17 protein-coding genes are annotated in these 23,030 nt (G+C 70.0%); 12 read left to right on the top strand and 5 right to left on the bottom strand.

Features of this window, described 5'->3' with window-relative positions; all coding sequences use genetic code 11:
- Positions 1 to 72: 72 nt before the first annotated feature.
- From UA74_RS11050 to UA74_RS11005, 9 genes are all read left to right on the top strand, one after another.
- Entirely contained in the window at positions 73 to 1,242 is a 1,170-nt protein-coding gene (locus UA74_RS11050) for a nucleotide disphospho-sugar-binding domain-containing protein (RefSeq protein ID WP_075740179.1), read from the top strand.
- Between the two features lie 46 nt (positions 1,243 to 1,288).
- On the top strand, positions 1,289 to 3,133 hold the full coding sequence (gene asnB, locus UA74_RS11045; RefSeq protein ID WP_075740178.1) for an asparagine synthase (glutamine-hydrolyzing): 1,845 nt from the start codon (positions 1,289 to 1,291) through the stop codon (positions 3,131 to 3,133).
- Between the two features lie 158 nt (positions 3,134 to 3,291).
- Complete coding sequence (locus tag UA74_RS11040) at positions 3,292 to 3,957, top strand: TenA family protein (protein ID WP_075740177.1); 666 nt, start codon at positions 3,292 to 3,294, stop codon at positions 3,955 to 3,957.
- Between the two features lie 196 nt (positions 3,958 to 4,153).
- Positions 4,154 to 4,543, top strand: coding sequence for a SchA/CurD-like domain-containing protein (locus tag UA74_RS11035; protein WP_075764321.1), 390 nt, complete (start codon positions 4,154 to 4,156; stop codon positions 4,541 to 4,543).
- Between the two features lie 1,543 nt (positions 4,544 to 6,086).
- Positions 6,087 to 7,505 (top strand): MFS transporter, encoded by a 1,419-nt coding sequence (locus tag UA74_RS11025; protein WP_075740174.1) that lies wholly within the window; start codon positions 6,087 to 6,089, stop codon positions 7,503 to 7,505.
- Between the two features lie 62 nt (positions 7,506 to 7,567).
- Positions 7,568 to 8,422, top strand: a complete 855-nt coding sequence (locus UA74_RS11020; protein WP_075740173.1) for an SDR family oxidoreductase — start codon at positions 7,568 to 7,570, stop codon at positions 8,420 to 8,422.
- Positions 8,423 to 8,479: 57 nt separating this feature from the next.
- A complete protein-coding gene (locus tag UA74_RS11015; RefSeq protein ID WP_075740172.1) occupies positions 8,480 to 8,887 on the top strand; it encodes a Dabb family protein in 408 nt (135 codons plus the stop codon).
- A 251-nt stretch (positions 8,888 to 9,138) separates the two neighbouring features.
- Complete coding sequence (locus UA74_RS11010) at positions 9,139 to 11,286, top strand: GMC oxidoreductase (RefSeq protein WP_075740171.1); 2,148 nt, start codon at positions 9,139 to 9,141, stop codon at positions 11,284 to 11,286.
- A gap of 210 nt (positions 11,287 to 11,496) precedes the next feature.
- A complete protein-coding gene (locus UA74_RS11005) occupies positions 11,497 to 12,111 on the top strand; it encodes an ABC transporter permease (protein WP_075740170.1) in 615 nt (204 codons plus the stop codon).
- 463 nt (positions 12,112 to 12,574) lie between these two features.
- Here the strand turns inward: UA74_RS11005 and UA74_RS11000 are convergent, their stop codons facing one another.
- Both UA74_RS11000 and UA74_RS10995 read right to left on the bottom strand, forming a co-directional pair.
- Positions 12,575 to 14,173 carry an FAD-dependent monooxygenase gene (locus tag UA74_RS11000; protein ID WP_075740169.1) on the bottom strand — a complete coding sequence of 533 codons (1,599 nt, stop codon included), beginning with the start codon at positions 14,171 to 14,173 and terminating at the stop codon, positions 12,575 to 12,577.
- Positions 14,174 to 14,475: 302 nt separating this feature from the next.
- Entirely contained in the window at positions 14,476 to 15,483 is a 1,008-nt protein-coding gene (locus UA74_RS10995) for a methyltransferase (protein ID WP_075740168.1), read from the bottom strand.
- Between the two features lie 258 nt (positions 15,484 to 15,741).
- On the opposite strand from UA74_RS10995, the gene UA74_RS10990 reads away from it, so the two are divergent.
- From UA74_RS10990 to UA74_RS10980, 3 genes are all read left to right on the top strand, one after another.
- Complete coding sequence (locus UA74_RS10990) at positions 15,742 to 17,367, top strand: FAD-dependent monooxygenase (protein WP_075740167.1); 1,626 nt, start codon at positions 15,742 to 15,744, stop codon at positions 17,365 to 17,367.
- Between the two features lie 316 nt (positions 17,368 to 17,683).
- Positions 17,684 to 18,715 (top strand): methyltransferase, encoded by a 1,032-nt coding sequence (locus UA74_RS10985; protein ID WP_075740166.1) that lies wholly within the window; start codon positions 17,684 to 17,686, stop codon positions 18,713 to 18,715.
- Between the two features lie 101 nt (positions 18,716 to 18,816).
- On the top strand, positions 18,817 to 20,298 hold the full coding sequence (locus UA74_RS10980) for a cation:proton antiporter (RefSeq protein WP_083683114.1): 1,482 nt from the start codon (positions 18,817 to 18,819) through the stop codon (positions 20,296 to 20,298).
- 370 nt (positions 20,299 to 20,668) lie between these two features.
- Here UA74_RS10980 and UA74_RS10975 read toward each other — a convergent pair whose 3' ends face one another.
- The 3 genes from UA74_RS10975 to UA74_RS10965 all read right to left on the bottom strand — a co-directional run bounded on the left by UA74_RS10975 (position 20,669) and on the right by UA74_RS10965 (position 23,029).
- Positions 20,669 to 21,124, bottom strand: a complete 456-nt coding sequence (locus UA74_RS10975) for an anthrone oxygenase family protein (RefSeq protein WP_075740164.1) — start codon at positions 21,122 to 21,124, stop codon at positions 20,669 to 20,671.
- Positions 21,121 to 21,984, bottom strand: coding sequence for an LLM class flavin-dependent oxidoreductase (locus UA74_RS10970; protein WP_075740163.1), 864 nt, complete (start codon positions 21,982 to 21,984; stop codon positions 21,121 to 21,123). Before UA74_RS10970 ends, UA74_RS10975 begins: the two co-directional genes overlap by 4 nt.
- 61 nt (positions 21,985 to 22,045) lie before the next feature.
- Positions 22,046 to 23,029, bottom strand: a complete 984-nt coding sequence (locus UA74_RS10965; RefSeq protein ID WP_075740162.1) for an NAD(P)-dependent oxidoreductase — start codon at positions 23,027 to 23,029, stop codon at positions 22,046 to 22,048.
- Position 23,030 lies beyond the last annotated feature (1 nt).

Genomic DNA, 23,030 nt, shown 5'->3' with positions numbered 1-23,030 from the left:
CGTGCGAGTCCGGTCCGTCACGGTGATCCGCGCTCGGAGTCGACCGACGGCAGGCAGGGATGGGAGCAGACGATGCGGGTGCTGTTCACGACATGGGCATGGCCGTCACACCTCTACGCGATGGTGCCGCTCGCGTGGGCCTGCCGCGCGGCGGGACACGAGGTGCTGGTCGTCAGTCAGCCGGAGCTGGCGAGGGAGATGATCAGCACCGGACTGCCGTCGGCCACCGTCGGCGCCGACGTCGACGCCGCGGACCTGGTCCGCGGCTACGTGTTGCCCTCCGCCCGCAGCGAGGAGCTGACGGGACAGGCGAAGCAGACCGGCAAGGGCCCGCGCGCCATGCGGATGTTCCTGGCCCACGCCGAGTCCATGGTCGACGACCTGGTCACGCTCGCCAGAGACTGGCGACCGGACCTGATCGTGCACGAGCCGACCGCGTTAGCCGGGCCGATCGCGGCCTCGGCGATCGGTGTGCCCTCGGTGCGGCACCTGTACGGCACCGATCTCCTGCTGCGGGCCAGGGGAATACTGCCCGAACTGCTGGCCCCGCTCGGCGAGCGGCACGAGTTGACCGATCTGGAGCCCTTCGGCGTCGCCACCGTCGACCCGACGCCCACGAGCCTCCAGGTGCCTACGGACTACCGACGCATCCCGATGCGCTACGTGCCGTTCAACGGGTCCGGTCCCGCCGTCGTACCACTGCCCGCCCGCACCTCTCGCCCTCGCGTGTGCGTCACTTGGGGACACACGATGGCCAAGCTCGACCCGTCGCTGTTCCTGCTGCCCGAGATCCTCTCCGCACTGGGCACCTCCGACGTCGAGGTGGTCGCGGCCGTGTCCGCTGCGCAGCGACCGCTGGTCGACGACGTGCCCGACAACGCGACCGTCCTGGTCGACACGCCGGTGGACGCGATCCTGCCGAGCTGTGATCTGCTCGTCGGCCACGGCGGTGCAGGCACGATCCTGACGACGCTGAGCCACGGGCTGCCGTTGCTCCTGGTGCCCAGGCTCCCCGACCACGCCGGTCACTCCGGCCAGGTCCGCGCCGCAGGCGTCGGCGAGGTGCTCGATCCCGGCGACCTGACGCCGGAGACGCTGCGTGAGTCGGTGGACCGCGTCCTCGCAGGCCACGCGCCCGACCGGGCCCGTGCCGTCGCCGAGGAGATGCGTGTCTCGGCTCCGCCCGCCGACGTCGTCGCCGAGCTGGCGGCGCTGGCCGCCGTGCCGACGCCGGTCGGCTGACCCAGAGACCAGACAGCCGCCCACCGGGAACGGGGTTGACGACGAGATGTGCGGAATCGCGGGTTGGATCGACTTCCAGCGCGACTTACGAGAGCAGGTCAGCACGGTTCGAACCATGGTGGCCACCCTGGCCAACCGAGGACCCGACGACGAGGGCGTGTGGGCCGACGAACGCGCCGCGCTCGGCTTCCGCAGGCTCGCCGTCATCGACCTGCCCGGCGGCCGTCAGCCTGCGCGGGCGGAGGAGCACGGCCAGACCCTGGCCGTGCTGGTCTACAACGGCGAGGTGTACAACTTCCGCGCGCTGCGTGCGGAGCTGGTGAGCCGGGGACATCGCTTCCACTCCGACGGCGACACCGAGGTCGTCCTGCGCTCCTATCTGGAGTGGGGACCGGCCTGTGTGGACCGGCTGGACGGCATGTTCGCCTTCGCCGTCTGGGACCCGCGCGCCAGGCAGCTCATGCTGGCGCGGGACCGGCTGGGCGTCAAACCGCTGTTCTACTCGCGGGTAGGCGAGGGGATCGCCTTCGCCTCGGAGCCCAAGGCGCTCCTCGCCCATCCGCTGATCGACGCGGTGGTCGACACCGAGGGCCTGGCCGAGCTGCTCACCTACATCTCCACGCCCGGCAAGGCCGTCTACCGGGACATCGCCGAGGTCGAGCCCGGCCAGGTGATCCTCGTCCGACAGAAGTCGATGGAGAAGCGCCGCTACTGGTCGGTCGCGAGCCGGGAGCACACCGACGACTTCGAGACGACGGTGGCGACGGTGCGGCACCTGCTGTCCGAGTCCGTCGCGGCCGAACTGGTGTCGGACGTCCCCTTGTGCACGCTGCTCTCCGGCGGGCTCGATTCCAGTGCCATCGCCGCCTTCGCCGGGATGGCCTCGTCGGAGCAGGTACGTACCTTCTCCGTGGAGTTCGAGGGCCAGGAGGAGAACTTTCGAAGGGACCACTGGCACCAGGACAACGACTCGCCCTTCGCCGTGGAGGTCGCGCGGCACCTCGGCACCCGGCACGAGCCGGTGCGGCTGCGGACGTCGGACATGGTGGACCCAGTCGTCGCGCTCGCCACGCTGCACGCCCAGGACCTGCCCACGCCGATCCCCGACATGGACCGATCGCTGTATCTGCTGCTGCGATCGGTGCGGGAGCGCTCGACCGTCGCCCTGATGGGCGAGATCGCCGACGAGCTGTTCGGCGGCTATCAGTCCTTCCGCGACCCGAGCCTGCTGAGTTCGGGGAACTTCCCCTGGGTCGCGATGGGGCTGAAGAAGTCGCCGCTGGGTCGCAGCACGGGGCTGCTCGACAAGTCGCTGCTCACGCGCGTCGACGTGCCCGGTTATTCGCGGGATCACTACGCCGCCGCCGTGGCGGCCACGCCGTGGCTCGACGGCGAGGACGACCAGGCCCGACTCATGCGGCAGACCGGATTCCTGCATCTCACGCACTGGCTTCCGCTGTTGCTGGCCCGCGACGATCGGCTCGGGATGGCCGTGGGGCTGGAGCTGCGTGTCCCGTACTGCGACCACCGACTGGTCGAGTACGCGTTCAACATCCCGTGGGAGATGAAGAACGCCGACGGGATGGAGAAGAGCGTGTTGCGGGCCGCCGTCGCGGATCTGCTGCCGCCGTCGGTGCTGAAACGCAAGAAGAGTCCGTTCCCCGTGACGCAGGACCCCGGGTACGGACGGCTGCTGCGCGAGGAGTTCGACGCGGTGATGACCGATCCGAGCAGCCCGGTCCGGCCGCTGCTCGACGAGCAGTCGTCGTCCGAGCTGTTCCGCGCGCGCCGTCCCATCGAGAGCACCGGCTGGGGCGAGCGGCGCGACGTCGAGATGGTGTTGCAGCTGGACAGCTGGCTGCGGCAGTACCAGGTGCGCCTCGAACTGTGACTCCGCCGTCCCGGTCCGGCCAGGTCCGGCTCCGTGGCTGTTCCGCCCGGTGGTCTGACGCGCCGCGGAGCAGCCCTGCGGTCGCCGGCCGGGTGCGGCGTCCTCGGGTCGAGCGGGGCGGCGCGACCACGTCCACTGTCTCCTCAGGAGGGTGCAACATGTTTCACGAAGAGCTCATCGAACTCGCGGAGCCGGTGCTGGCGAAGGTCAAGGACCATCCGTTCTGGTCCGGCCTGCGGGACGGGACGCTGCCGCCGGAATGTCTGAGTCACTTCGTGGAACAGGACACCCTGCACCTGCTCCCCGCCTATGCGCGAGCGCTGGCCAGGACTGCCTCGGCCGCGCCGTCGGACGCACACACGGCGCTGTTCGGCCGCTCGGCGTTCAACTCGCTGGAGGCCCGCGACCGGCTGCGCGCCGCCTACGGCGAGCTGGCGCCGGACCTGGGCCTGCGGGCCGCGACGGAGACCGCGCCGGTGGACCCGGCCACGCATGCGCACAGCGCCTTCTTCGCCGCCGCCTCGGCGACCTCTTTCGTCGCGGGGGTCGGCGCGCTGCTGCCGATGGTCTGGTTCAACCATCAGGTCTCCGACGATCTGCTCGCCCGTCGCTCCTCGCCGCGCTACGCGCCGTGGATCGAGGTCTATCACCCGGGTGAGGGATACCGCTACGCGGTCAAGGGCTTCCTGGCCATGGTCGACGCCGTGGCCGAACAGGCCTCGACCGCCCAGCGCCGAGAGCTCGTCGAGCAGTTCTCGCTCAGCATCCGTTACGAATGGGCGTTCGCCGAGACAGCCTGGTCTCGCGCAGGCTGGCCGGTGTGACCAGGCAGGACGACCGTAGGCCTGCCCGCCGGTTCCCCGCTTCACCCGCCTCGTCACGACACGGGCGAGTGGAGTCCGGGCGCCGAGTCACTGCAACGGCCGTCTCGTCGATCCCGCACGCGGGATGCGCGGGACCGCGGATGAGATTCACCGCCAGTGAGAACAGCCCGCTCGACAGATGACGAGGAGAAGTCCGATGCCGTTCGTCGCGATCACCTACGACATCAAGCCCGGCCATGAGGACGAGGTCGCCGAGGTCTTCAGCGGCTTTCGCCGGGTCAGGTCCCCTGCCGTCCCCGACGACGAGGGACGGGAGGCCGCCAAGATCCTGGCCACGGCCGTCTTCATCCGGGACGGGCTGCTGGTCCGCTTCATCGAGTACGAGGGCGACCTCGATGCCGTCGCACGATTCATGGCCGTGCAGCCCGGGGTCCGGGAGGTGGAGCGCAGACTCGCGCCGTATCTGAACAACCCTCGGGACACCGGCACGGTCGAGGGATTCGTGGCGACCTTCAAGCAGAGCATGCTGCGTTCGGTCACCCAGATCTCCGTACCGCGCGAGGCCGAGGTGGCCGCCGCGTCCTGAGACTCGGCGGGCGGCGGGTGTCGGCTCGGCGCTGGTGAGATCCGGCTCGGCGGGACACGAGTCCGCCCGAGCCCGGGCTCGCCGAAACCCGCCGCATCGCCGGCCTTCGGCCGGTCGACCGGACACCCGACCCGTGGGAAGCCGGGCCGTCTCGCGGGGGGTGCACGTGACCGTCGTCGGGGGCATGAGGTCCGGGCTCGTGTCTCGGGGTCAAGGATCCGTCCCCGCCGCACCCGGCGAACGGCAGCTGGTCCGCCGCACGTCGGGATCGTCTGCGGCTCGGCCCCGAGACCGGACCGGGGTGCGCCGGCCTCCGTCCGTCGGTGGTCTCTGGCGACTCAGGGACGGCGCCCGGGAGTACCGGGAGACCTCCGACGCTCGATGCCGCCGCCAGGACCTGGTCACCCCGCTCGGCGGCGGACGCCGAGGTCCGGTGAAGTCCCTGACCGGCGCTGTCGGCCGACGCCCAGAGCGAGGCAGGCCCATCCCCCGGCCCGGGAGCCGGAACGGGAACACGGCTTGCGACGGAGTGTCCGAGATCCGCCAGGGCCAGAGTCGCCTCGCTGCTCGATGCGGCCTAGATCACAGTATCGGCACCGGAATTCGGTGGCTCACCCCTCCTCCTTCCGCACAGCGGCCGACTGTCGTCGACAACCGGAAAACGCCAGCTCAGAGTTGCCAGGAAGGACCGCTGGCGTCGCGGCGGCCCGGCGAGCGGCCTGCCACCGCCGTCAGGGGAACTCCGTTCCTTCGACCAGGTCATCGACGATGGCCGGTCCACGCGTGGCCGTCACGGCGGTGCGAGTTGACACGGACTTGGTAGTGACTGTTAACTATCAACCATGACGGTCGGTCGGAGACCACGAATCGACATCGAGCGTCGTCGCGAGCAGACCCTCGCGGTGACGTTGCAGGAGTTGAGTCGCAACGGGCTGCACGGCCGCTCGACTGCGGCCATCGCCATGGATGCCGAGGTCTCCCGCCCGCACCTCATCCGAGTCCTCTCCCTGAGACGGAGCTTCATCGCAGCGCCACGGCGTGCATCCGCATCGGCCGAACGGGAGTCGCCCTCCCGAAGCGACCGACGGCGATCCGCTGCCGACGATGGCGACGGATCCGGCGTTTCGATGCATGAGGTGAGGCTCGTCCTGCTTCAGGGGTGACCGACCTGAGCGGATCCCGACATCCGAGGTCCGTGATGCACGGGTGGACACGGGAGGTCTCCAGGCGGGCTGAGGTTCCGTCCAGAGATCGACACCGGCCGAGCGCACGACCTCCCCGCCGTCTCGCCGACGGTCCATCATGGATGGCACGTCGGCCGGTACCGAAGACGACGCGCGGGCCCGGCTTTTCTTGACCGCAGACTCCGAGGAGGAGCCTTTCTTTCGGCTCTGATGATAGTGACCAGTCACTATCATCAGAGCGCAAGGCGACGGACGCACCGCACGAGCCTGCGGCGCCCCAGCCTCCGCGGCTCCGGCCGCCCTGGCGGCAGGCGCTCCGGAACGTGGCAGCACACACTCTCTGGACAAGGAAAAAGGCGATGAGCAACGACACCGCAACCACCACGGTGCCCGCCCGCCCACGGGTGCCGCGCGGTGTGGCGATGGCCGGCCTGGCGACCTCCACCTTCCTGGTCGTCCTCAGCACCGCGATGGTCAATCTCGCGGGGCCTGCGATCCGCGAGGGCCTGGGACTCTCGGCCGCCGAACTGACGGTGGTCGCAAGCAGCTATCTGGTGTCCTTGGCCGGCCTGTTGCTGCTTGGCGGCCGTCTCGCCGACCTGCTCGGGCCCCGGAGAACGTTTCTCGCCGCCATGTCCGTCTACCTCGTGGCGTCGGTGGGCTCCGCATTGGCCGCCACCGGGCCTGCGTTGATCATCGGGCGGATCGGGCAGGGAATCGGGGCCGCGGTCCTGATGCCCTCCGCGCTGGCGCTCTTGCTCGCCCTTTACCCGTCGCCGACGGAACGCACGCGTGTCATGGGCGTCTGGGGCGTGGTCACGGGTATCGGCAGTCTGCTCGGCGTCTTCTTCGGCGGAACGCTGACCGAGCTGCTCGGCTGGCAGTCGGTGTTCTGGACCCCGGTGCCGTTCGGCGTCATCAGCGCGATCCTCGTGGCGTGCGCGGTGCCTGCGTTCCCTGGCAGGCCCGGCCGGTTCGACGTCCTCGGTGCCATCACGATCACCGTGGGAGTCTCCGCACTCGCACTGAGCATGATCCTCGCCGCCGAGGTCGGCTGGGCCGCGCCCGGCACGCTGATCGGCCTCGGGATCGGCATCGCCTCCCTCGCGACGTTCGTGATCACCGAGAACCGCTGCTCGCATCCCCTGGTTCCGCTCGGCGTCTTCCGCACGAGACCGGTGGTCATGGCGAGCTCGGTGATGATGATGCTCGGCGCCACGATGACGAGCCTGCTCTTCTTCCTCCCCCTGTACCAGCAGGAGGTGCTCGGGATGACTGCGTTGGCGACCGGGCTGGCCCAGGTCCCCTTCGCCGCCATGATCATCGCGGGCAGCGCCGCCTCGCCCCTGCTGGCCAAGCGCATCGGTCCGGACCGCTCGCTCCGGACCGCGCTCGCCCTGCTGCTCACAGGCCTGCTGTGGCTGGCGCTGAACCCGACGACCAGCGGCCTGTCCGTGAGCCTCATCGGCGCGTTCCTGCTCCTCGGCAGCGGCTTCGGGCTCGGCACCATCAATGCGACCACGATGGCGGTGCGCGACAGCAAGGAAGGCGAATCAGGCCTGGTCAGTGGGTTGATCAGCACCGCACAGCAGTTGGGCGGCGCGATCGGTCTCGCCGCACTGGCCGGGATCGCCATCGGCTCCGCCGGAGCCGACGGGGACATCTCGTTCACGACCGCGTTCCTCGCCCTGACCGTGCTCATCCTCGTCGCCTTCGCGATCTCACTCGTCCCCCCTGCCCGAACACGGCCGACCCAGGCCACCACAGGAATGCACTGAGCCCCGACACAGCCCCCCGCCGAGGAACGGCCTCGGCGACACCGAGATAAGGACGCCAGACAATGAACGCACCCACCGTGCTCGTGACCGGAGCGACCGGGACCGTGGGGTCCACCCTGGTCCCCGCTCTCCAGGCTCGCGGCGCCACCGTCCGCGCGATGATCCGCAACTCCCACCGGTCGATCTCCGACGTCGAGAACGTCGTCGCCGACCTGCGGGACCCGGACTCGATCACCGCCGCTCTCGAGGGCGTCGACGCGGTCTTCCTCAACAGCCCCTCGGAGGAGGACGCCGCCGAGCTGCAGATCCGGTTCGCCGACCTTGCCGTCAAGGCCGGGGTGAATCGGCTCGTGCTGCTCTCGCAGTACGCGGCGCGCACGGACTCGCCGGTGCGGTTCCTGCGCTGGCACGCCGAGGTCGAGAAGCACGTGCAGCAGCTCGGCCTCGATTACACGGTGCTGCGTCCCAATCTCTACCTGCAGTCGCTGCTCGGCTTCGCCCCCACCATCGCACAGGGCTGGTTCGGCGCGCCCATCGGCGAGGCCGCCGTCAGCGCGATCGACACCCGGGACATCGCGGACTCCGCCGCAGCGGTGCTGACCGGCGAGGGACACACCGGTCAGACCTACACCCTGACCGGCCCCCGGGCGGTCACCCATGAGGAGATCGCGCAGGCGCTGGCGGCGGCAACCGGGCGGGAGATCGCCTTCCAGGACGTGCCCGCCGAGCAGTTCACCGCCGCTCTGTCCGGAATGGTCCCGCCGTGGCAGCTGGCGGGCCTGGTCGAGGACTACGCCCACTACGCCAAGGGTGAGGCCGCCGAGGTGCACACCTCCGTCGCCGATCTCACCGGACGTCCCGCTCGCGACGTCGCCGACTTCGCCCGCGATCACGCCGCGCTCTTCGGCCAGGCCTGACCACCGATTCACCCGTAATCGGTCTGTTCACCGAACACCCGCGAAAAGGAAACCGCCATGATCTACCACTGCATTCGTTTCACGATCAAGCCCGACGTCCCGAAGGAGACGGCGGACGCCATCGTCGAGGGCCTCGGCGCGCAGAGCACGGGCGACTCGTCCGGAGTCTTCGGCCGTGACTTCGGCGGGGAGTACCAGTACGGAGCCGTCTCCGCGGTCGAGGACCTCGAGACCTACGAGAAGATGATGAACGACCCGGCGCACCTGGCGATCGACCGGATGGGGCTGCCGCTGATCGAGAAGTTCGCGTCGTTCGACATCACCGACGACCCGGACCCGGAGATGGACGCGAAGCTCGCCGCGATCCACCAGCGCCGGTTCGACGCCACGCCCGACCTCGTCGAGTTGATCTCCAACTTGAAGGAGTACAAGGGCAGCGCCGCGCCCGGCAAGCACGCGGCCTGACCGCCGACGGGCGCGGGGCCGCTGGTCGCAGCACCACGGCAGACCACGGCCTCGCGCCCGCCCCGGCCCTCGTCCCGCCCTGGCCGGCCAGGGCGAAGACGTCGTTCGGTGCGCCCGGTGCCGGGCTGCGGCCGCCTCTTCGAACAGGCCGCATCTCTGGTCCGGCGGCGCACCGTCCTCCCGGACCACACGCCCGTCCACGGCGGGCGCCACTCCCACCCACGACGGCACCCGCCCCGAAGGGAACGCTCATGACTGATCAATTCGACGCCGATGCCATCGTCGTCGGCAGCGGGTTCGGCGGTGCCGTGGCCGCTGCCCGCCTCGCGCAGGCCGGGTTCTCGGTCATCGTCCTCGAACGCGGCCGACGCTGGAAGCTCGGTGACTTCCCCCGCGCGCCCGAGCTGACGGACGGCTGGTTATGGGACCTCGATCGAGGGCTTTACGACATCCGCTGGCTCGACAACATGGGCAGTGTCCAGGCGGCAGGCTGGGGCGGCGGATCACTCGTCTACGCGAACGTGTTCGCCCGCCCCTTCGGACAGGCGCTGGGCGAACAATGGCCTGCCCATCTACGACGTGAGGAACTCGACCCGTACTACGACCTCGCCGCGCACATGATGGGGGTCTCGCCGGTGGGCAACGATCCCCGCACCGGAAAGGTACCGCCCCGCACGGAGCTCATGGAAGGACTCCTCAAAGGCACGGACAAGGACGAGGCCACCGTGCGGCCGAACCTGGCGGTGACCTTCGGCGATCCGGACACCTGGCGGCCGAACGTCCACGGTGCTCCCCGCCGAGGATGTGCGTTCGTCGGTGAGTGCGTGATCGGCTGCAACCACGGAGCGAAGAACACGCTGGACTACACCTACCTCACCGCAGCGGAGAATGCGGGCGCCCGTGCCGTCACCGACGCACAGGTCAAGCGCATCGAGCGGCACGGTGACAGCTACACGGTGTACGCCTCGACCCCCTCCGACCCCGACGCCGCCCTGCGCACGTGGGTCGCACCCAAGGTCGTGCTCGCCGCCGGTGCGGTGGCGACCAACGAGCTCCTGCTCCGCTCCCGCGACGTGCACCGCACCCTGCCCGGCCTCTCTCAGCAGCTCGGCAAGGGATTCTCCGGCAACGGCGACTTCCTCACGCTGGCCGAGCTGCGAGGCAAGCGGCCGGACATGACCACGGGGCCCACCATCACGACCAACGCCGTGTTGGACGTGCCGGAGGGACGGCGGTCGGTGTGGTACCAGGTGCAGGACGGCGCCTTCCCTCCGCCGCTGAACGCCCTGTTCGACACGGTCCTGCCCGGCAGGAAGGTCCGCGACTGGTGGCAGCGCAGCGTGCGGCACACCGATCCCCGCCAGACCTTCACCGTGCTGGCAATGGGGAAGGACTCGGGTAAGGGGACGCTGCGGCTGGACGCCAGGGGCGAGGCCACGCTGGCCTGGAACAACCGGTGGCAGGCCCAGCTGTACAAGTCCCAGACGCGTGTCGGCCCGGCGATCGCGCAGCTCCTCGACGCTCGGCTGTACAACCCCTTCACCTGGTCCCTCCTCCGCCGCACCATCACCGTCCACGCGTTGGGCGGGGTGCGTTCCGGCTCCGACGTCGCCACCGGCGTCGTCGACGAGGCGGGCGAGGTACACGGCTATCCGGGCCTGTTCGTGATGGACGGCTCGGTGATTCCCGCAGCGACCGGGGTGAACCCCTCCGCCACGATCCTCGCCGCCGCGGAACGGTCGATGGAGACGATCATCCGCCGATCCGGCCGACCCGAGTGGCGCGCACCGGAATGGGACTCGGTGGTGCCCGCCGACGTCCCCGAGGACAGCGCCTACCTGTCCCAGTCGAAGCTCCACGCCGCCACCAAGGGCGACGGCATCGTCTTCGAGGAACAGATGGCCACGCACGTCCGAGAGCACCCGAGGATGGTCCTGTCCCTGCGGGCGGAGATTCCGGGCCTGGACCCGTTCCTCGCCGACGAGGCGCACACGGTGTCGATGCGGGGCATGGTCGACATCGATGACGTCGCCACGCACGTAGAGATCTCGGGAACGCTGTCGCTGTTCCCCCAGGGCAGGCACGAGGCGATGGTGTACGCACTGCGCTTCCAGGACGACCAGGGACGTCCGTGGCAGCTCTCGGGCACCAAGACCGTCCGGTCCCGCAACCCGGTGGACCTCCTGGCCGGGCTGACCACGCTGCGGACCGAGATCTCCCCTGTCGACGGCGAGCCGGGCGAGGTCCAGCGCTTCGTGCTGACCATCGGCACCCGCGACCTGGTGCGGCTCGGAACGTCGATGTCCGGAAGGGGATTCACCCGCACCCGCCGCCTGAACGCGCTCACCCGCTTCGTGTCCTTCTTCACGACCTCCGCGCTACAGCGGCGGACCCCGTGACCGATCGCTCGACGAGGCGGCCGCGCTCCTCGGCGACGTCTCGGGCGCGATCTGACGAGGGGAGCCCGACCGACGACTGATCCCTGAGCGCCGCGTATCACCCCGCGCGGGCGTCACGGGCGCGGAGCAGATCCCTGCCGCCTCCCGTTTCCTCACCGTGCAGTCACCCGACCCATGCCCAGTCGACGAGAGCCCGACCGGAGACTCACCATGAACGACTCGACCGCCGCTACGACCTCCGCTGCAGGCGACGCCGCGAGCGTCCCCGGCCCCAACCCGATCGACAGCCGTCGCCCGTACATGAGCTTCGCCTTCGCCTTCGTGTTCGGCTACGGCGCCTTCGCCTTGTCCGCGGGCGACGATCCCCTGGTGAACCTGCCTGGCTGGTTACCCTTCGTCCTGCTCGCGATGGGCATCGTGCCCGGCGTGGCGGGCTCCCTCATCGGAGGCAAGCTCGCCCAGCGCGGCGCCACCCCGGACGTCATCGCAGGAGAGAAGCTCATCGGCAGCGCCTGGGGCACCGGCTTCATCGCCGTCACCCTCGCCATCACGGGTCTGACGAGTAACGTCGACCTGCCTTCGGACGTCGAGAACTCCCTCTTCCCCATCGGCGCCGTGTTCATCGTCGGCATGATCAACATCGCCGAGGGCGCCGTCCGCCGCAATGTCCTGCACTACTCCCTCGGCAGCTGGCTCGCGCTCATCTCCACCGCCGCGCTCTTCCTCACCGGGCCGGGCCCCTTCTGGGTGCTGGCCATCGCCGGTGGCGGCGGCTACCTCCTCGCCGCCCGCTTCGAAGGGCGCCGCCTCGCGGCCCTCGGCTGAGCCCGTCTCATCCCGTCTCCCCCGCGAAGGCGGAGCGCGGTGGTCCGCCACGGACCACCGCGCTTCGTCGTTCGTCACGGCGCTCCGTCATTCAGACGGCGCTCGGCCGGGGGCGTCGCCGGTCTGCGGCGGCGGGCACGGCACGGTTCGCCGGTGCGCGTGCGTGCGCGGTCATCTCGGGGCAGGTGATCCATACCGGCCGGGTCGCCGCCCCGGCACCGAGGGCGACCACGGAGTCTGCCGCCGCAATCCGGTCGGGCGCCTCGCGCGGGCCAGGATCTCGCCGGCCCACGGCGGCCCGGCGAACGTCTGCCCGATCTGCTCGCGCAGACCAGGGCGCGCACCGGGCCGACGGCCTCCCGGATGTCGAGGGCAGTCGACGACGCGCCTGCCCTCGACGCAGGCAGTCGACCGTCGTCACCCGCTCGTCCACCGAGCCTGCCGCGCGGGCCGTCGGCGAGCCTCAGCCGACGTCGGTACGCGCGGTCGCCGCCAGCAGCGCCGCAGTCAGCTCGTCCTCGGCCGTGGCGCTGGACGCCTCGGCCCGCCAGGCGACGAACCCGTCGGGTCGCACCAGGACCGCCCCGCCGCCCTCGATGCCATAGGCGGCGGCGAATCCGCCCGCGACGCTGCGCAGATCGGAGTCCGTCCCGTCGACGACGTGGGCCGACAGCGCGACACCGGTCCGTGCCGAGGCCTTCGCCCCGGCCTCAGCCCAGTCCCCCGCACCCGAGGTGAGCAGGACGAACGACGCACCGAACAGATCCAGCGACGAGGATTCGGCCGCGCCGTCGGTGAGGACGACATGCGGGGCACGGGTGCCCGGCTGACCGGTCAGGTCGCTCGGCGCGACGGGCGCCCCGTCGTCGTAGCGATAACCGAAGACGGTGGCCCCGTAGTCGGCGGAGTGATCCTTGTCCGCGTCGTCGCCGGTCCGGTCGTGCATCAGCGCCAGGGACTGTCGGAAGGTGAGGAACGCGACGGCCTGCCGCTCACGCTCGTAGGTCTCCAACAGGACGGGCGCGGCACTGCCGTCCAGCACGGCGGCCAGCTTCCAGGCCAGGTTGTGCGCGTCCTGGATGCCCAGGCTGGCGCCGAAGCCGCCGGTCGGTGGCACGAGGTGTGCCGCGTCGCCGACGAGGAAGATCCGACCCGCCCGATACCGCTGAGCGACCTGCGCACCGAGGTCGAATCGCAGCGCCTTCACGCCGCCCGCAGGCAGTTGCGCGAGGATCGTGACGTCGACGTCGTCCAGCCCGATGGCGGCTTTGATCAACGTGCGAAACTCATCGTCGGTCATCTCCTCCAGGACCCGGCCCTCGGGGATGCGGGTCGCGAAGATCCACCGCCGCTCGCCGTCGTGCGGGTAGATCACCGTCTGCGGATGCGGCTTGTCCAGGTAGGACATGCCGAATCGCCGACCGCGTAACGCCTGCGTCAGGTCCGCCTCGAACAGCACCGACAGGGTCGTGGCGAACATGCCGGGCCCCTGCACGCCGATGCCCAGCGCCTCCCGCAACGGGCTGCGACCGCCGTCGGCGGCCACCAGGTAGTCGGCCCGGACGGTGCGCTGCCGCCCCGTCTCGCGGTCGAGCAGCACCACGGACACCCCGTCGGCGTCCTGGTGATGCGAGACGGCCTCGGTGGCGAACCGCAGCTCGGCCCCCAGCTCCACGGCCTTGGCCCGCAGGACGTGCTCCAGTCGATCCTGGTCGATGGGCACCCAGGTGGTGGGGCTGACGTCACCGCTGGGATCGGGCTGGTCGGCAGGCCCGGAGAAGATCTCCCGACCCGCCAACGTCTCCGCCCGGAGCATCGGCAGGGAGCCGAAGTCGGCGTTCATGCTCGCCTCGGCACGCAGCGTGGCTTCGAGCCCCACCTGCCGGAAGGTCTCCACGGTGCGGGGATTGATCCCCCGTGCGCGGGGATGCAGGAGGGTGTCGGGGTGTCGCTCCACCACGAGCGCCTTCACCCCGTGCGAGGCGAGGAAGACCGCGGTCGACAGGCCCGCCAGTGCCCCGCCCACGATCAGCACCGGTACCCGCTCGTCAGGTGTCGTCATGCCAGCTGCCTTTCGTCTGAGTCCGTCGTCGATGACGCGGAGCCCTCGGGGAACACGGCTGCTCCGCGGTCCTTGTCGGTACTGGTCCCTCGGTCCGCCGCCGCGTCGGCCGGACCGCAGCGGCGGACGAGTGCACCGGCGGGAGTCGGCGTGGCCGAGGACGTGCGGACGAGACGACCGTCCGCACGCCACCGCCGCCCCCCATTGCCACGCCGCTCCCCCGAGGCCGCACACGGCGGCAAGGCCGCACAGCCGCGCGCCGCCAGGCACGGCCACGGCGGCGCGGGGCAAGCGGCCTGCCGCTACTTCTTCTTCGCGATGAGCAGCGTGTCGAAATCGCTGAAGGGCTCGTCGGTGATCGACGTGAAGCCCGCCTTCTCAGCGTGTCCGCGCAGTTCGGAGACCGCGTACTCGGAGCCGCCGTCGGTGACCAGCAGCATGTCGAGGCTGATCACCAGGTTCTCGACGTGCCGAGGATCGTCGTCGAGCATCCGGTCGTAGACGAGCAGCGTTCCGCCGGGATTCAACGCCTTGTATGCCGCGTTGACCAGGAACTCCCGCTGGTCGCGGTCCCAGTCGTGCAGGACGTGGCCCAGCATCACCAGGTCTGCCTTCGGCAGGTCCTGTTCGAAGAAGCTGCCGCCGTGGAAGTGCACCCGGCCGGTGACGCCGTACTCCGCCATGTGCTTGTCGAAGAACTGCTCCATCTGCGGCATGTCGAAGACATGGCCGACCAGGTGCGGGTTGGCCTTCACGATCTGGCCCGCCATGTTGCCGCGGCACCCGCCGATGTCCAGGATCGACTGATAAGGCGTGAAGTCGATGCGCTCGATCAGCTCCGGGCCGAGGACATGGGTCAAGGCGTCCATCATGTGCACGAACTGGGCCAGGAACTTCGGGTTGGCCAGCACCGCGTCGAAGTCGCCGACCGACTGAGGCCGCCCGGTCCGCAGCCCCTCGGCCAGCTTGCCCCAGGCCGGGTACAGGTTGCGGTCGGAACGCAGCATGAAGCCGCCGACGTAGCCCTTCTCGCCACGCACGAGGTGACGGTCGGCGCCTTCGGCGTTGCGGTAGCGGTCGCCCTCGCGGTCCAGAAGTCCGAGTGCGACCAGCAGTTGCAGGAAGTCCGACAGTCCGCGGCCGTGCAGGTCCAGCGCCGACCGGATCTCCTCCACGGTCGCGGGACCCTTGCGCAGCAGACTGAACAGATCGAGGTCTACCGCGGTCAATAACGCCTTCGCGTCACAGAACGCATTGCCGAGACGGATGAGGCCTGCCGGAGTGCTGGTGTCCGGGGCTGTGCTCGTCATTCGCACGACTCCTTTTCCGACGGCGGATGGCGAGGCTGCCATTCCGATTTCGCGTCGAGCCTCACACCATCGGTTGGAGGCACACTCAAGACACGTTCGAGGCGCAGGCCGGGCAGCAGACCTGCTCTCGAGTTCAGAGATATTCGAGGTCGCATCAGTAATCCTGCATCGAGGTCACCCGATGGTGTGGCCGCGTTCTCGGGGTCGCGCGGGCGGCCTCGACCCTGTCCCGCTGGATCTCGAACAGAGGAAACGGGCATGTATGACGTGAAGATCCCGGTGCTGATCGTGGGCGGTGGCCCGGTGGGCCTGTCCTCCGCCCTCTTCTTAGGGCGCCATGGCATCAAGACGATGCTGGTCGAAAAGCGGGACGGCACCTCCCGACTGCCGCGTGCGCCCGGCCTCCAGGCGAGGACCATGGAGCTGTTCCGCGCCGCAGGCTTCCACGAGACGGTGCGCGCCCTGGAGATGGGCGACTCGCATCCGTATTTCGAGGGCGGCATCATCCAGGTCAACACCTTCGCCGAGATCGACGACGCGGTGGTGCTGGAGTCTCCGTCGCTCGACGGACCGGACATCAGCCCGGAGCGGGTGATGGGCTGCGGCCAGGACCGCTACGAGCGGGTGCTGGTCGACATCGCCAAGGACAACGGCTCTGACGTGCGGTTCAACACCGCACTGCACTCGTTCGAACAGGACGACGACGGGGTCACCGCGATCGTCGAAGACCTCGCCACGGGTGCCCGCACCACCGTGCGTGCCGATTACCTGATCGGCGCCGACGGGGCGAACAGTCGGACCAGGACCACCCTCGGTGTCGAGCGCGAGGGCCGGGGCACCGTCTTCAACGCCTTGAGCATCTATTTCCGTGCGCCGGAACTGGAGGCGCTGCTCAAGGATCGCAAGTTCATCCTCTGCTACGCCACCGCCGCTCCCGGCACCCTGATGGGCCTGTCGCGGCTGCACGGCTGCGACCCGTGGCTGGCCGCGCCGCTCTACCACCCCGACCAGGGTGAGAAGCCGGAGGACTTCACCGACGAGCGGTGCATCGAGATCGTGCGCACCGCCGCGGGCAAGGACGACCTCCACGTGGAGATCATGGACAAGGTGCCGTGGCAGGGCGCCCAGCTCGTCGCGGAGACCTTCCGCCGAGGGCGGGTCTTCCTGGCGGGCGACGCGGCGCACCTGCACCCGCCCGCAGGCGGATTCGGTGCCAACACCGGCATCCACGACGCCCACAATCTGGCCTGGAAACTGGCCTCGGTGCTCAAGGGGGTCAGCGGGGACGCGCTACTGGAGACTTACGACGCCGAGCGGCGCAGGGTGGGCGAGGCCATGGCCGAGCAGGCGATGGTCCGCAATCGCATTCGCCACGGATACGCCGACGACGAGACCAGGGCCCTCATGGTGGACGACGTCATCATCACCCTGGGCTACCGCTACAAGTCCACCTCGATCGTGGGGGTCGATCAGGATGCCAGGGTGCTCTCGCCGAAGCTCACCCTCACCGGTGCTCCCGGCACCCGGGCCCCGCACGTCTGGCTCCGGCGGGACGGCGAGCGGATCTCCACCGTGGACCTGTTCTGGGACGAGTTCGTCCTGCTGACCGGCTCCCGCACCAGCGGATGGCCCGAGGCGGCCGACCGCGTCGCCAAGCAGCTCGGCGTCCCGCTGCGCTGCGAGGTGATCGGCCAGGACGGCGATCTGATCCCCGACGGCCGGGACTGGGCGCAGGCCTACGGCGTCGGACCGGAGGGTGCGGTGCTCGTCAGGCCGGACGCCTTCGTCGCCTGGCGGCAGCAGGAACCCGCCGAGGACGCGGACCGGGCCCTGGCCGCCGCACTGGCGCTGGCCGCAGGTCTCGATCCCGACGAGAAGAGCTGAAGGCAGCCGCCGCGAGGCATTCTGCTGCGACGCGGGCGGCTGTCGCGAGCGGCCGACGACGCCTTCCCCGGACGATCACGGCCGACGCCGGACCTGTCTGGAGGTCCGGCGGTCGGGCCGTCCGCGTCGCCGCCCGTTCGATGAAAGCCGTTCGCCGAGGCCGTTCGCCGCAGGCCTCGGCCCGCCCACCGCCGAACCTCCGAGACCCCCCGCACGCGGCTCGGCCCGACGTGCCCGCCTGCCTGCCCGGCAGACCGGACGACGCCCACGGCGCACCCACGACTCCGGGTGACGACAGTTACCGAGAAGGACGGACATGACGACTCATCTGGAACCGGCGACCCGGCCGCATCCGCGTCACTTCCTGGACAAGGCGATGGCGTTCCAGCCGTCGAAGATGGTGCTCGCCGGGCTGGAGGTGGGCCTGTTCGATCTGCTGGCCGAGGCACCTGCCACCGAGCCCGTCATCCGCGAGCGGCTCGGCCTGCACGCGCGCGGCACCGGGCACTTCCTGGATGCGCTCGTCGAGCTCGGGATGCTCGACCGCGACGACGACGTCTTCCGCAACAGCCAGGCCGCCGAGTTCTTCCTCGTCCCCAGTCATGACGAGTACATGGGCGGTCTGCTGCACATGGCCAACCGGGTGATGTACCCGGCGTGGGGCAGGCTCGCCGAGGCGCTGCGCACGGGACGGCCGCAGGCCGCGACCTACACGGGCGACGCCATGTTCGAGCAGCTTTACGAGAGCGACGAGAAGCGCGTCGACTTCATCGGGATGGCAGAGGCGGCCAGCAAGCCGCTGATCCCCGCGCTGATCGAGCGGTTCGACTGGTCCGCCCGGACCCTCGTCGTCGAACTCGGCGGCTGTCGGGGCAACGTCCTGGCCCAACTCGTCCAGGCCCATCCCCATCTGGACGGCACGGTGCTGGACCTCCCCCAGTTGCGGCCCGCCTTCGACGAGCACATGGTCACGCTCGGCACCACGGGGACGGTGCGGTTCGAAGGCGGCGACTTCTTCGCCTCGATCCCCGAGGCCGAGGTCATGATGATCGGTCACTCGCTGATCGACTGGGAGGACGCGCAGCGACGGCAGCTGCTGGCCAACGCTTTCGCAGCGCTGAAGCCCGGCGGCGCGTTCCTGATCTGGGACCCGATCATCGTAGAGGGCGAGGAAGGCTACCTGCGCAACCTCGTCACGAGCCTCAACCTTCAGCTCATGACACCGCACGGCACCGGCTACCGACTCGAAGAGTGCGTCGAGTGGCTGACGGACGCCGGTTTCGCGACCGTCAGCCACCTCTCGCTCGGGCACGACGTCACACTTGTCATCGGACACAAGGCGGCCTGACTCCGTCAGCGTCACCCGTTTCCGGGCCCGCCAGGTCATCGGCGGGCCCGGAACTCTGTCTCAGTACGTCTGTCCGGAGCGATCCGTCAGGAGCTTGCGTCATGTCCTCAGTTCAGGCTCGGCACGACGGGCCGCCGAACGGACGTCACCGTGATCGGCGACGTCTGTTGATCTACCTTCTCTTCGTCGTCCCGTCCTCGATCGCCGCGTTCGCCCTCATCCAGGGGCGCACGGAGTGGACAGGCAGGCAGACAGGCGCCGGTGAGACGGCCGGACACGTCGTGGCACCGTTGCACGACGTGCTGGGCATGGTGCTCATCGCCTGCACGGTCATCGTGGTCGCCACCCAACTGGCGGGCTCCCTGGCCGTCCGCCTGAGCCAGCCGAGGGTCATCGGGGAGATCACCGCAGGCCTGTTGTTGGGCCCCACCGTGCTGGGGATGCTGGCTCCGTCTGTCGCCGAGGTCCTCTTTCCGCCGGACGTGCAGTTCTTCCTCACCGCCATCGGCCAGCTCGGTGTCATCTTCTTCATGTTCGAGGTCGGCCGCGAACTACCGTTCGCGCTGCTCAAAGGCAATGCAGGCACCGCGCTGGTCGCGGGTCACGCGGGCATCGCCGTTCCGTTCCTCTGTGGAGTGGCCCTCGCGCTGTGGCCGCTGGCAGGCCTGCGCCCCGAGGGCACGGGCACCGGTCCCTATGCGGTGTTCCTCGGCGTGGCGCTGAGCGTCCCCGCCTTCCCGGTGCTCGCGAGGATCCTCAAGGACCGCAGGCTGAAGGACACCGGTATCGGCGCGCTCGGCATGGCGACGGCGGGAATCGAGGACGTCACCGCGTGGTGTCTGCTCGCACTGGTCGTGGCGGGCGTGAACGGCGACTCGCTCGGCGGTGTGGGGGCCACCGTGCTGCTCTCGGCGGTCTATGCCGCCGTGATGTGGTGGGGGGTTCGCCCGCTGATGGCGCGGCTCGCTCGGCACGCCGACGCGCAGCCGGACCGCAAGCCGATGCTGATGGTCGCCATCCTGATGCTCGTGCTGCTGTCCGCAGGCGTCACCGCGATGATCGGCATCGAGGCGATCTTCGGCGCGTTTCTCGCGGGCGTGGTCACTCCCCGAGGCTCGAGAGGCGCCGAGGAGTTCGGGTTCCGGCTCGCGGGCCCGACACACTGGTTGATGCTGCCGGTGTTCTTCGCGGGCATCGGCCTGAGCACGAACCTCTGGGACGCCGCCTCGGGCGCGGGGTGGCTGATCATGCTCCTCGTGTTGACTGTCGCGATGGGCGGGAAGTTCCTCGGGGTGGTGCTGCCCGCGTTGGCGGTCGGCACCGATCGGCGGTCCTCGCTCGCGCTGGGCGTGATGATGAACTGCCGGGGTCTGACCGAGATCATCGTCCTCCAGCTGGGCCTGTCCCTCGGCGTGATCTCGACCGACCTGTTCGCCGCGTTGCTGGTGATGACCCTGATCACTACCGCGATCACGGGGCCGCTGTTGGAGCTGATTCGGCCTCGCAGACAGGGCCTCGACTCATTGTGGTCAGAGGTTCCGCCCACGGCCGGGACGACGACGCCTGCGACCACCGGCGTCTGATCAGCAGGCCGCGTCCTCGTGCGCTCGGGCGGGTCGGCCGGGCCGTCGCCTCGGCCACGCAGCAGTCCCGTCGCGGAGCAGGCCGGCGGCACGTCGACGACCTCGCCTCGGCCCGCGGCCGCAGGTGCGGAGTGTCCACTCGGGACGAGGCACCGGCGCACCGAGCGGAGGAGGCTGCGACCGTGGGACGACGGACCTCGGACCCGCAGACTTTCCGGCGTCCGAGACTCGGCGCAGACTCGGCGCAGCGCAGGCGGAACTCAAGGACGGGCGGGACTACACAATCCGCAGGCTCGGGACGCCGACCGGCTGCCGAGAGCAGACACGACAGGGCCGGGCCCTCCCGGACCCGGCCCTGTCGACCATCAACTCATGCCAGGCTGATCGCCACCGCATTGGCCAGCACCGCCAGCACCGCCAGCGCGGTACGCAGCGTGTGCCATCGGCGCCACAACGGCCGAGGATCCGACCAGTCGACGGGCATGGACTCGGGGTCCAGGCCCTTGACGCGACGATTGATCGGCACGTTGCAGAAGTGCGACACCACGGAGACGGCCAGCAGCAGGACCGCTCCCACGATGTAGAGGGTCCGCCCCGTCCCGGGCGGCGACAGCACCGCGAGGACGATGCAGACCAGCATCGAGGACAACACGATGATCGGCATCGTCGGGTCCCAGTTCCGGCCGATCAGCTTGTGCGTGTAGACGTAACGATCCGGCGGCATGGCGGTCAAGGCAGGCAGCACGCTCAACGCCACGGCGAAGAGCACGCCGGCCACCACGCCGCTGCCCAGGACGGCGAGCACCCCGAGCACCACCGCCGTCACGCCAGAACCGCCTTGGAGATCAGGTCGACCTGATCGGGATCTGCGGTGCACGGGAAGAGCAGCAGCTCGTCACAGCCCGCCTCGGCGAACTCGGCGACGGTCCTGCGCAGTTGGTCCTCGTCGACGATGACCGCCGAGGCCGCCCGCTCCGCCTTCGGACCGATGTAGGAGTAGTAGTCGCGGAGGTAGGCACCGCCTCGTTCTCGACCGCCGGCACCGAGACAGACGTAGCTCAGCGACACCATCTTCGGCTTGTCCTCGCGGCCGTGCCGACGGAACTCCTCCTGGGCCTGGCGAACCAGTTCCGGGTACGCGGTCGCCGAACTGCCGCCCGCTATCCAGCCGATGCCGTGCTCCGCGGCTCGGCGCATGGCCGAGGGCGAATGCCCGCCGAACAGCAGCGGCGGGCCCCCGTCGACAGGCCGAGGTCCGACGCCCGCCGACGGACCCGAGCCCTGCCCCTGCCAGATCTTCGTCAACTCGCTGATCATCTGATCGAGTCTGCGACCACGACCGCCGTAGCGCACCCCGGAGGCGAGGAAGTCATCCTCTCGGCCACCTGCGGCCAGTCCGACGACGAGTCTGCCGTCGGAGATCCGGTCGATGCTGGCCAACTGCTTGGCCAGCACGGCGGTGCTGGGCCGATAGGCCGCCAGCAGGATGGTGCTGGCGAGCCGGATGCGCTCGGTGGCCGCCGCCGAGGCGGCGAGGGCGATGAGCGGGTCATAACTGTCGTAGACCAACCGGTCCAGGACCGCCAGAGTGCTGAAACCCTGTTGGTCGGCCCGACGCGCGAACTCCGTCAAATCCCGACCGCGCGCGCCCGGTACCGTCGTCGGCAGGCCGACTCCGATGTCCATCGTGACTCTCCGTTCCCTTCCGTGTCGATGTCCCACGCCCTCGCTGCGCAAGGCGGGCGAATCAGCCGGTGACCTCCTGCGCGACGGCGGCCCGCTCCTTCTTTCCGCCGACGTCGAGCCCGGCAGCCGCCGCCTCGACCGCTCCGAGGTCTGCGGCGACGCGGTCGGTCGTCGCGAGGTCGACGACAGCGGTGTCGACGACCGCCGCTGCGTCGTCGTCGCCCCGGCCCGCGGCGATCACCGCGTCATAGCGGCGGGCCGTCTCGTCGACGACCGGCAGCCCGAAGCCCCGCTGCGCGGCGGCCTCCTGCACCAGCCGGAGGTCCTTGCGCATCAGCTCGGTGCGGAATCCCGCAGGCGTGTAGCTGCGCCTGCGCATGAAGTCCGCCCGGAAGCTGAGCACCGGCGACTTCCAGCCGCTGCCGTCCAGTGCGTCGAGCACCATGTCCCGGTCGAGGCCCGCCGACTCGGCGAAGGCCAGCGCCTCCGCCAGACCTGCGGTCTGCACGCCCAGGATCAGGTTGAAGGCCAGCTTCAACGAGCTGGCCCTGCCCCAGGAGCCGAGGTAGCGCACCTCCTGCCCCACCGCGTCGAGGACGTCGGCGACCGCCGCCACCGCCGCCTCATCGCCGGAGGCGAACACCCGCAGCTTGCCGAGCCTGGCCATCTGCGGATTCCCGACGACACAGCCCTCCACTCGGGCGACGCCCAGTTCCGCGAGTCGCTGTGCGGCGTTCCTGGCGTAGTCCGGGGCCACCGTGGACGCGTCGATCACGGTGCTGCCCTCGGCGAGCCGCCCGGCGACCTCGCCGAAGAGCACCTTCTCGACGGCGGCCTCGTCGGCCAGGCTCAGCAGGATCACCGAGGCCGCCGAGGCGGCGTCGCCCGCCGACTCGGCGAGCGTCGCACCCGCCTCGACCAGTGGCAGGGCCTTCTCCCTCGTACGGTTGTAGACCGTCACCGGGAAGCCCGCGGCCACCAGCGCATGTGCCATCCCGCCGCCCATGCCGCCGAGTCCGATGACGGCGACCGGTCGGAGGGCCACG

The sequence above is a fragment of the Actinoalloteichus fjordicus genome (assembly GCF_001941625.1).
In the GTDB taxonomy this organism is placed as follows: Bacteria; Actinomycetota; Actinomycetes; order Mycobacteriales; family Pseudonocardiaceae; genus Actinoalloteichus_A; species Actinoalloteichus_A fjordicus.
The sequence above is the reverse complement of the archived record's forward strand: the minus strand, read 5'-3'. Positions and strand labels throughout refer to the sequence as shown.

Coding starts and splice junctions, on each gene's coding strand:
- UA74_RS11050 (WP_075740179.1), top strand. CDS start 73: ATGCGGGTGCTGTTCACGACATGGGCATGGCCGTCACACCTCTACGCG.
- asnB (WP_075740178.1), top strand. CDS start 1,289: ATGTGCGGAATCGCGGGTTGGATCGACTTCCAGCGCGACTTACGAGAG.
- UA74_RS11040 (WP_075740177.1), top strand. CDS start 3,292: ATGTTTCACGAAGAGCTCATCGAACTCGCGGAGCCGGTGCTGGCGAAG.
- UA74_RS11035 (WP_075764321.1), top strand. CDS start 4,154: ATGCCGTTCGTCGCGATCACCTACGACATCAAGCCCGGCCATGAGGAC.
- UA74_RS11025 (WP_075740174.1), top strand. CDS start 6,087: ATGAGCAACGACACCGCAACCACCACGGTGCCCGCCCGCCCACGGGTG.
- UA74_RS11020 (WP_075740173.1), top strand. CDS start 7,568: ATGAACGCACCCACCGTGCTCGTGACCGGAGCGACCGGGACCGTGGGG.
- UA74_RS11015 (WP_075740172.1), top strand. CDS start 8,480: ATGATCTACCACTGCATTCGTTTCACGATCAAGCCCGACGTCCCGAAG.
- UA74_RS11010 (WP_075740171.1), top strand. CDS start 9,139: ATGACTGATCAATTCGACGCCGATGCCATCGTCGTCGGCAGCGGGTTC.
- UA74_RS11005 (WP_075740170.1), top strand. CDS start 11,497: ATGAACGACTCGACCGCCGCTACGACCTCCGCTGCAGGCGACGCCGCG.
- UA74_RS11000 (WP_075740169.1), bottom strand. CDS start 14,173: ATGACGACACCTGACGAGCGGGTACCGGTGCTGATCGTGGGCGGGGCA.
- UA74_RS10995 (WP_075740168.1), bottom strand. CDS start 15,483: ATGACGAGCACAGCCCCGGACACCAGCACTCCGGCAGGCCTCATCCGT.
- UA74_RS10990 (WP_075740167.1), top strand. CDS start 15,742: ATGTATGACGTGAAGATCCCGGTGCTGATCGTGGGCGGTGGCCCGGTG.
- UA74_RS10985 (WP_075740166.1), top strand. CDS start 17,684: ATGACGACTCATCTGGAACCGGCGACCCGGCCGCATCCGCGTCACTTC.
- UA74_RS10980 (WP_083683114.1), top strand. CDS start 18,817: ATGTCCTCAGTTCAGGCTCGGCACGACGGGCCGCCGAACGGACGTCAC.
- UA74_RS10970 (WP_075740163.1), bottom strand. CDS start 21,984: ATGGACATCGGAGTCGGCCTGCCGACGACGGTACCGGGCGCGCGCGGT.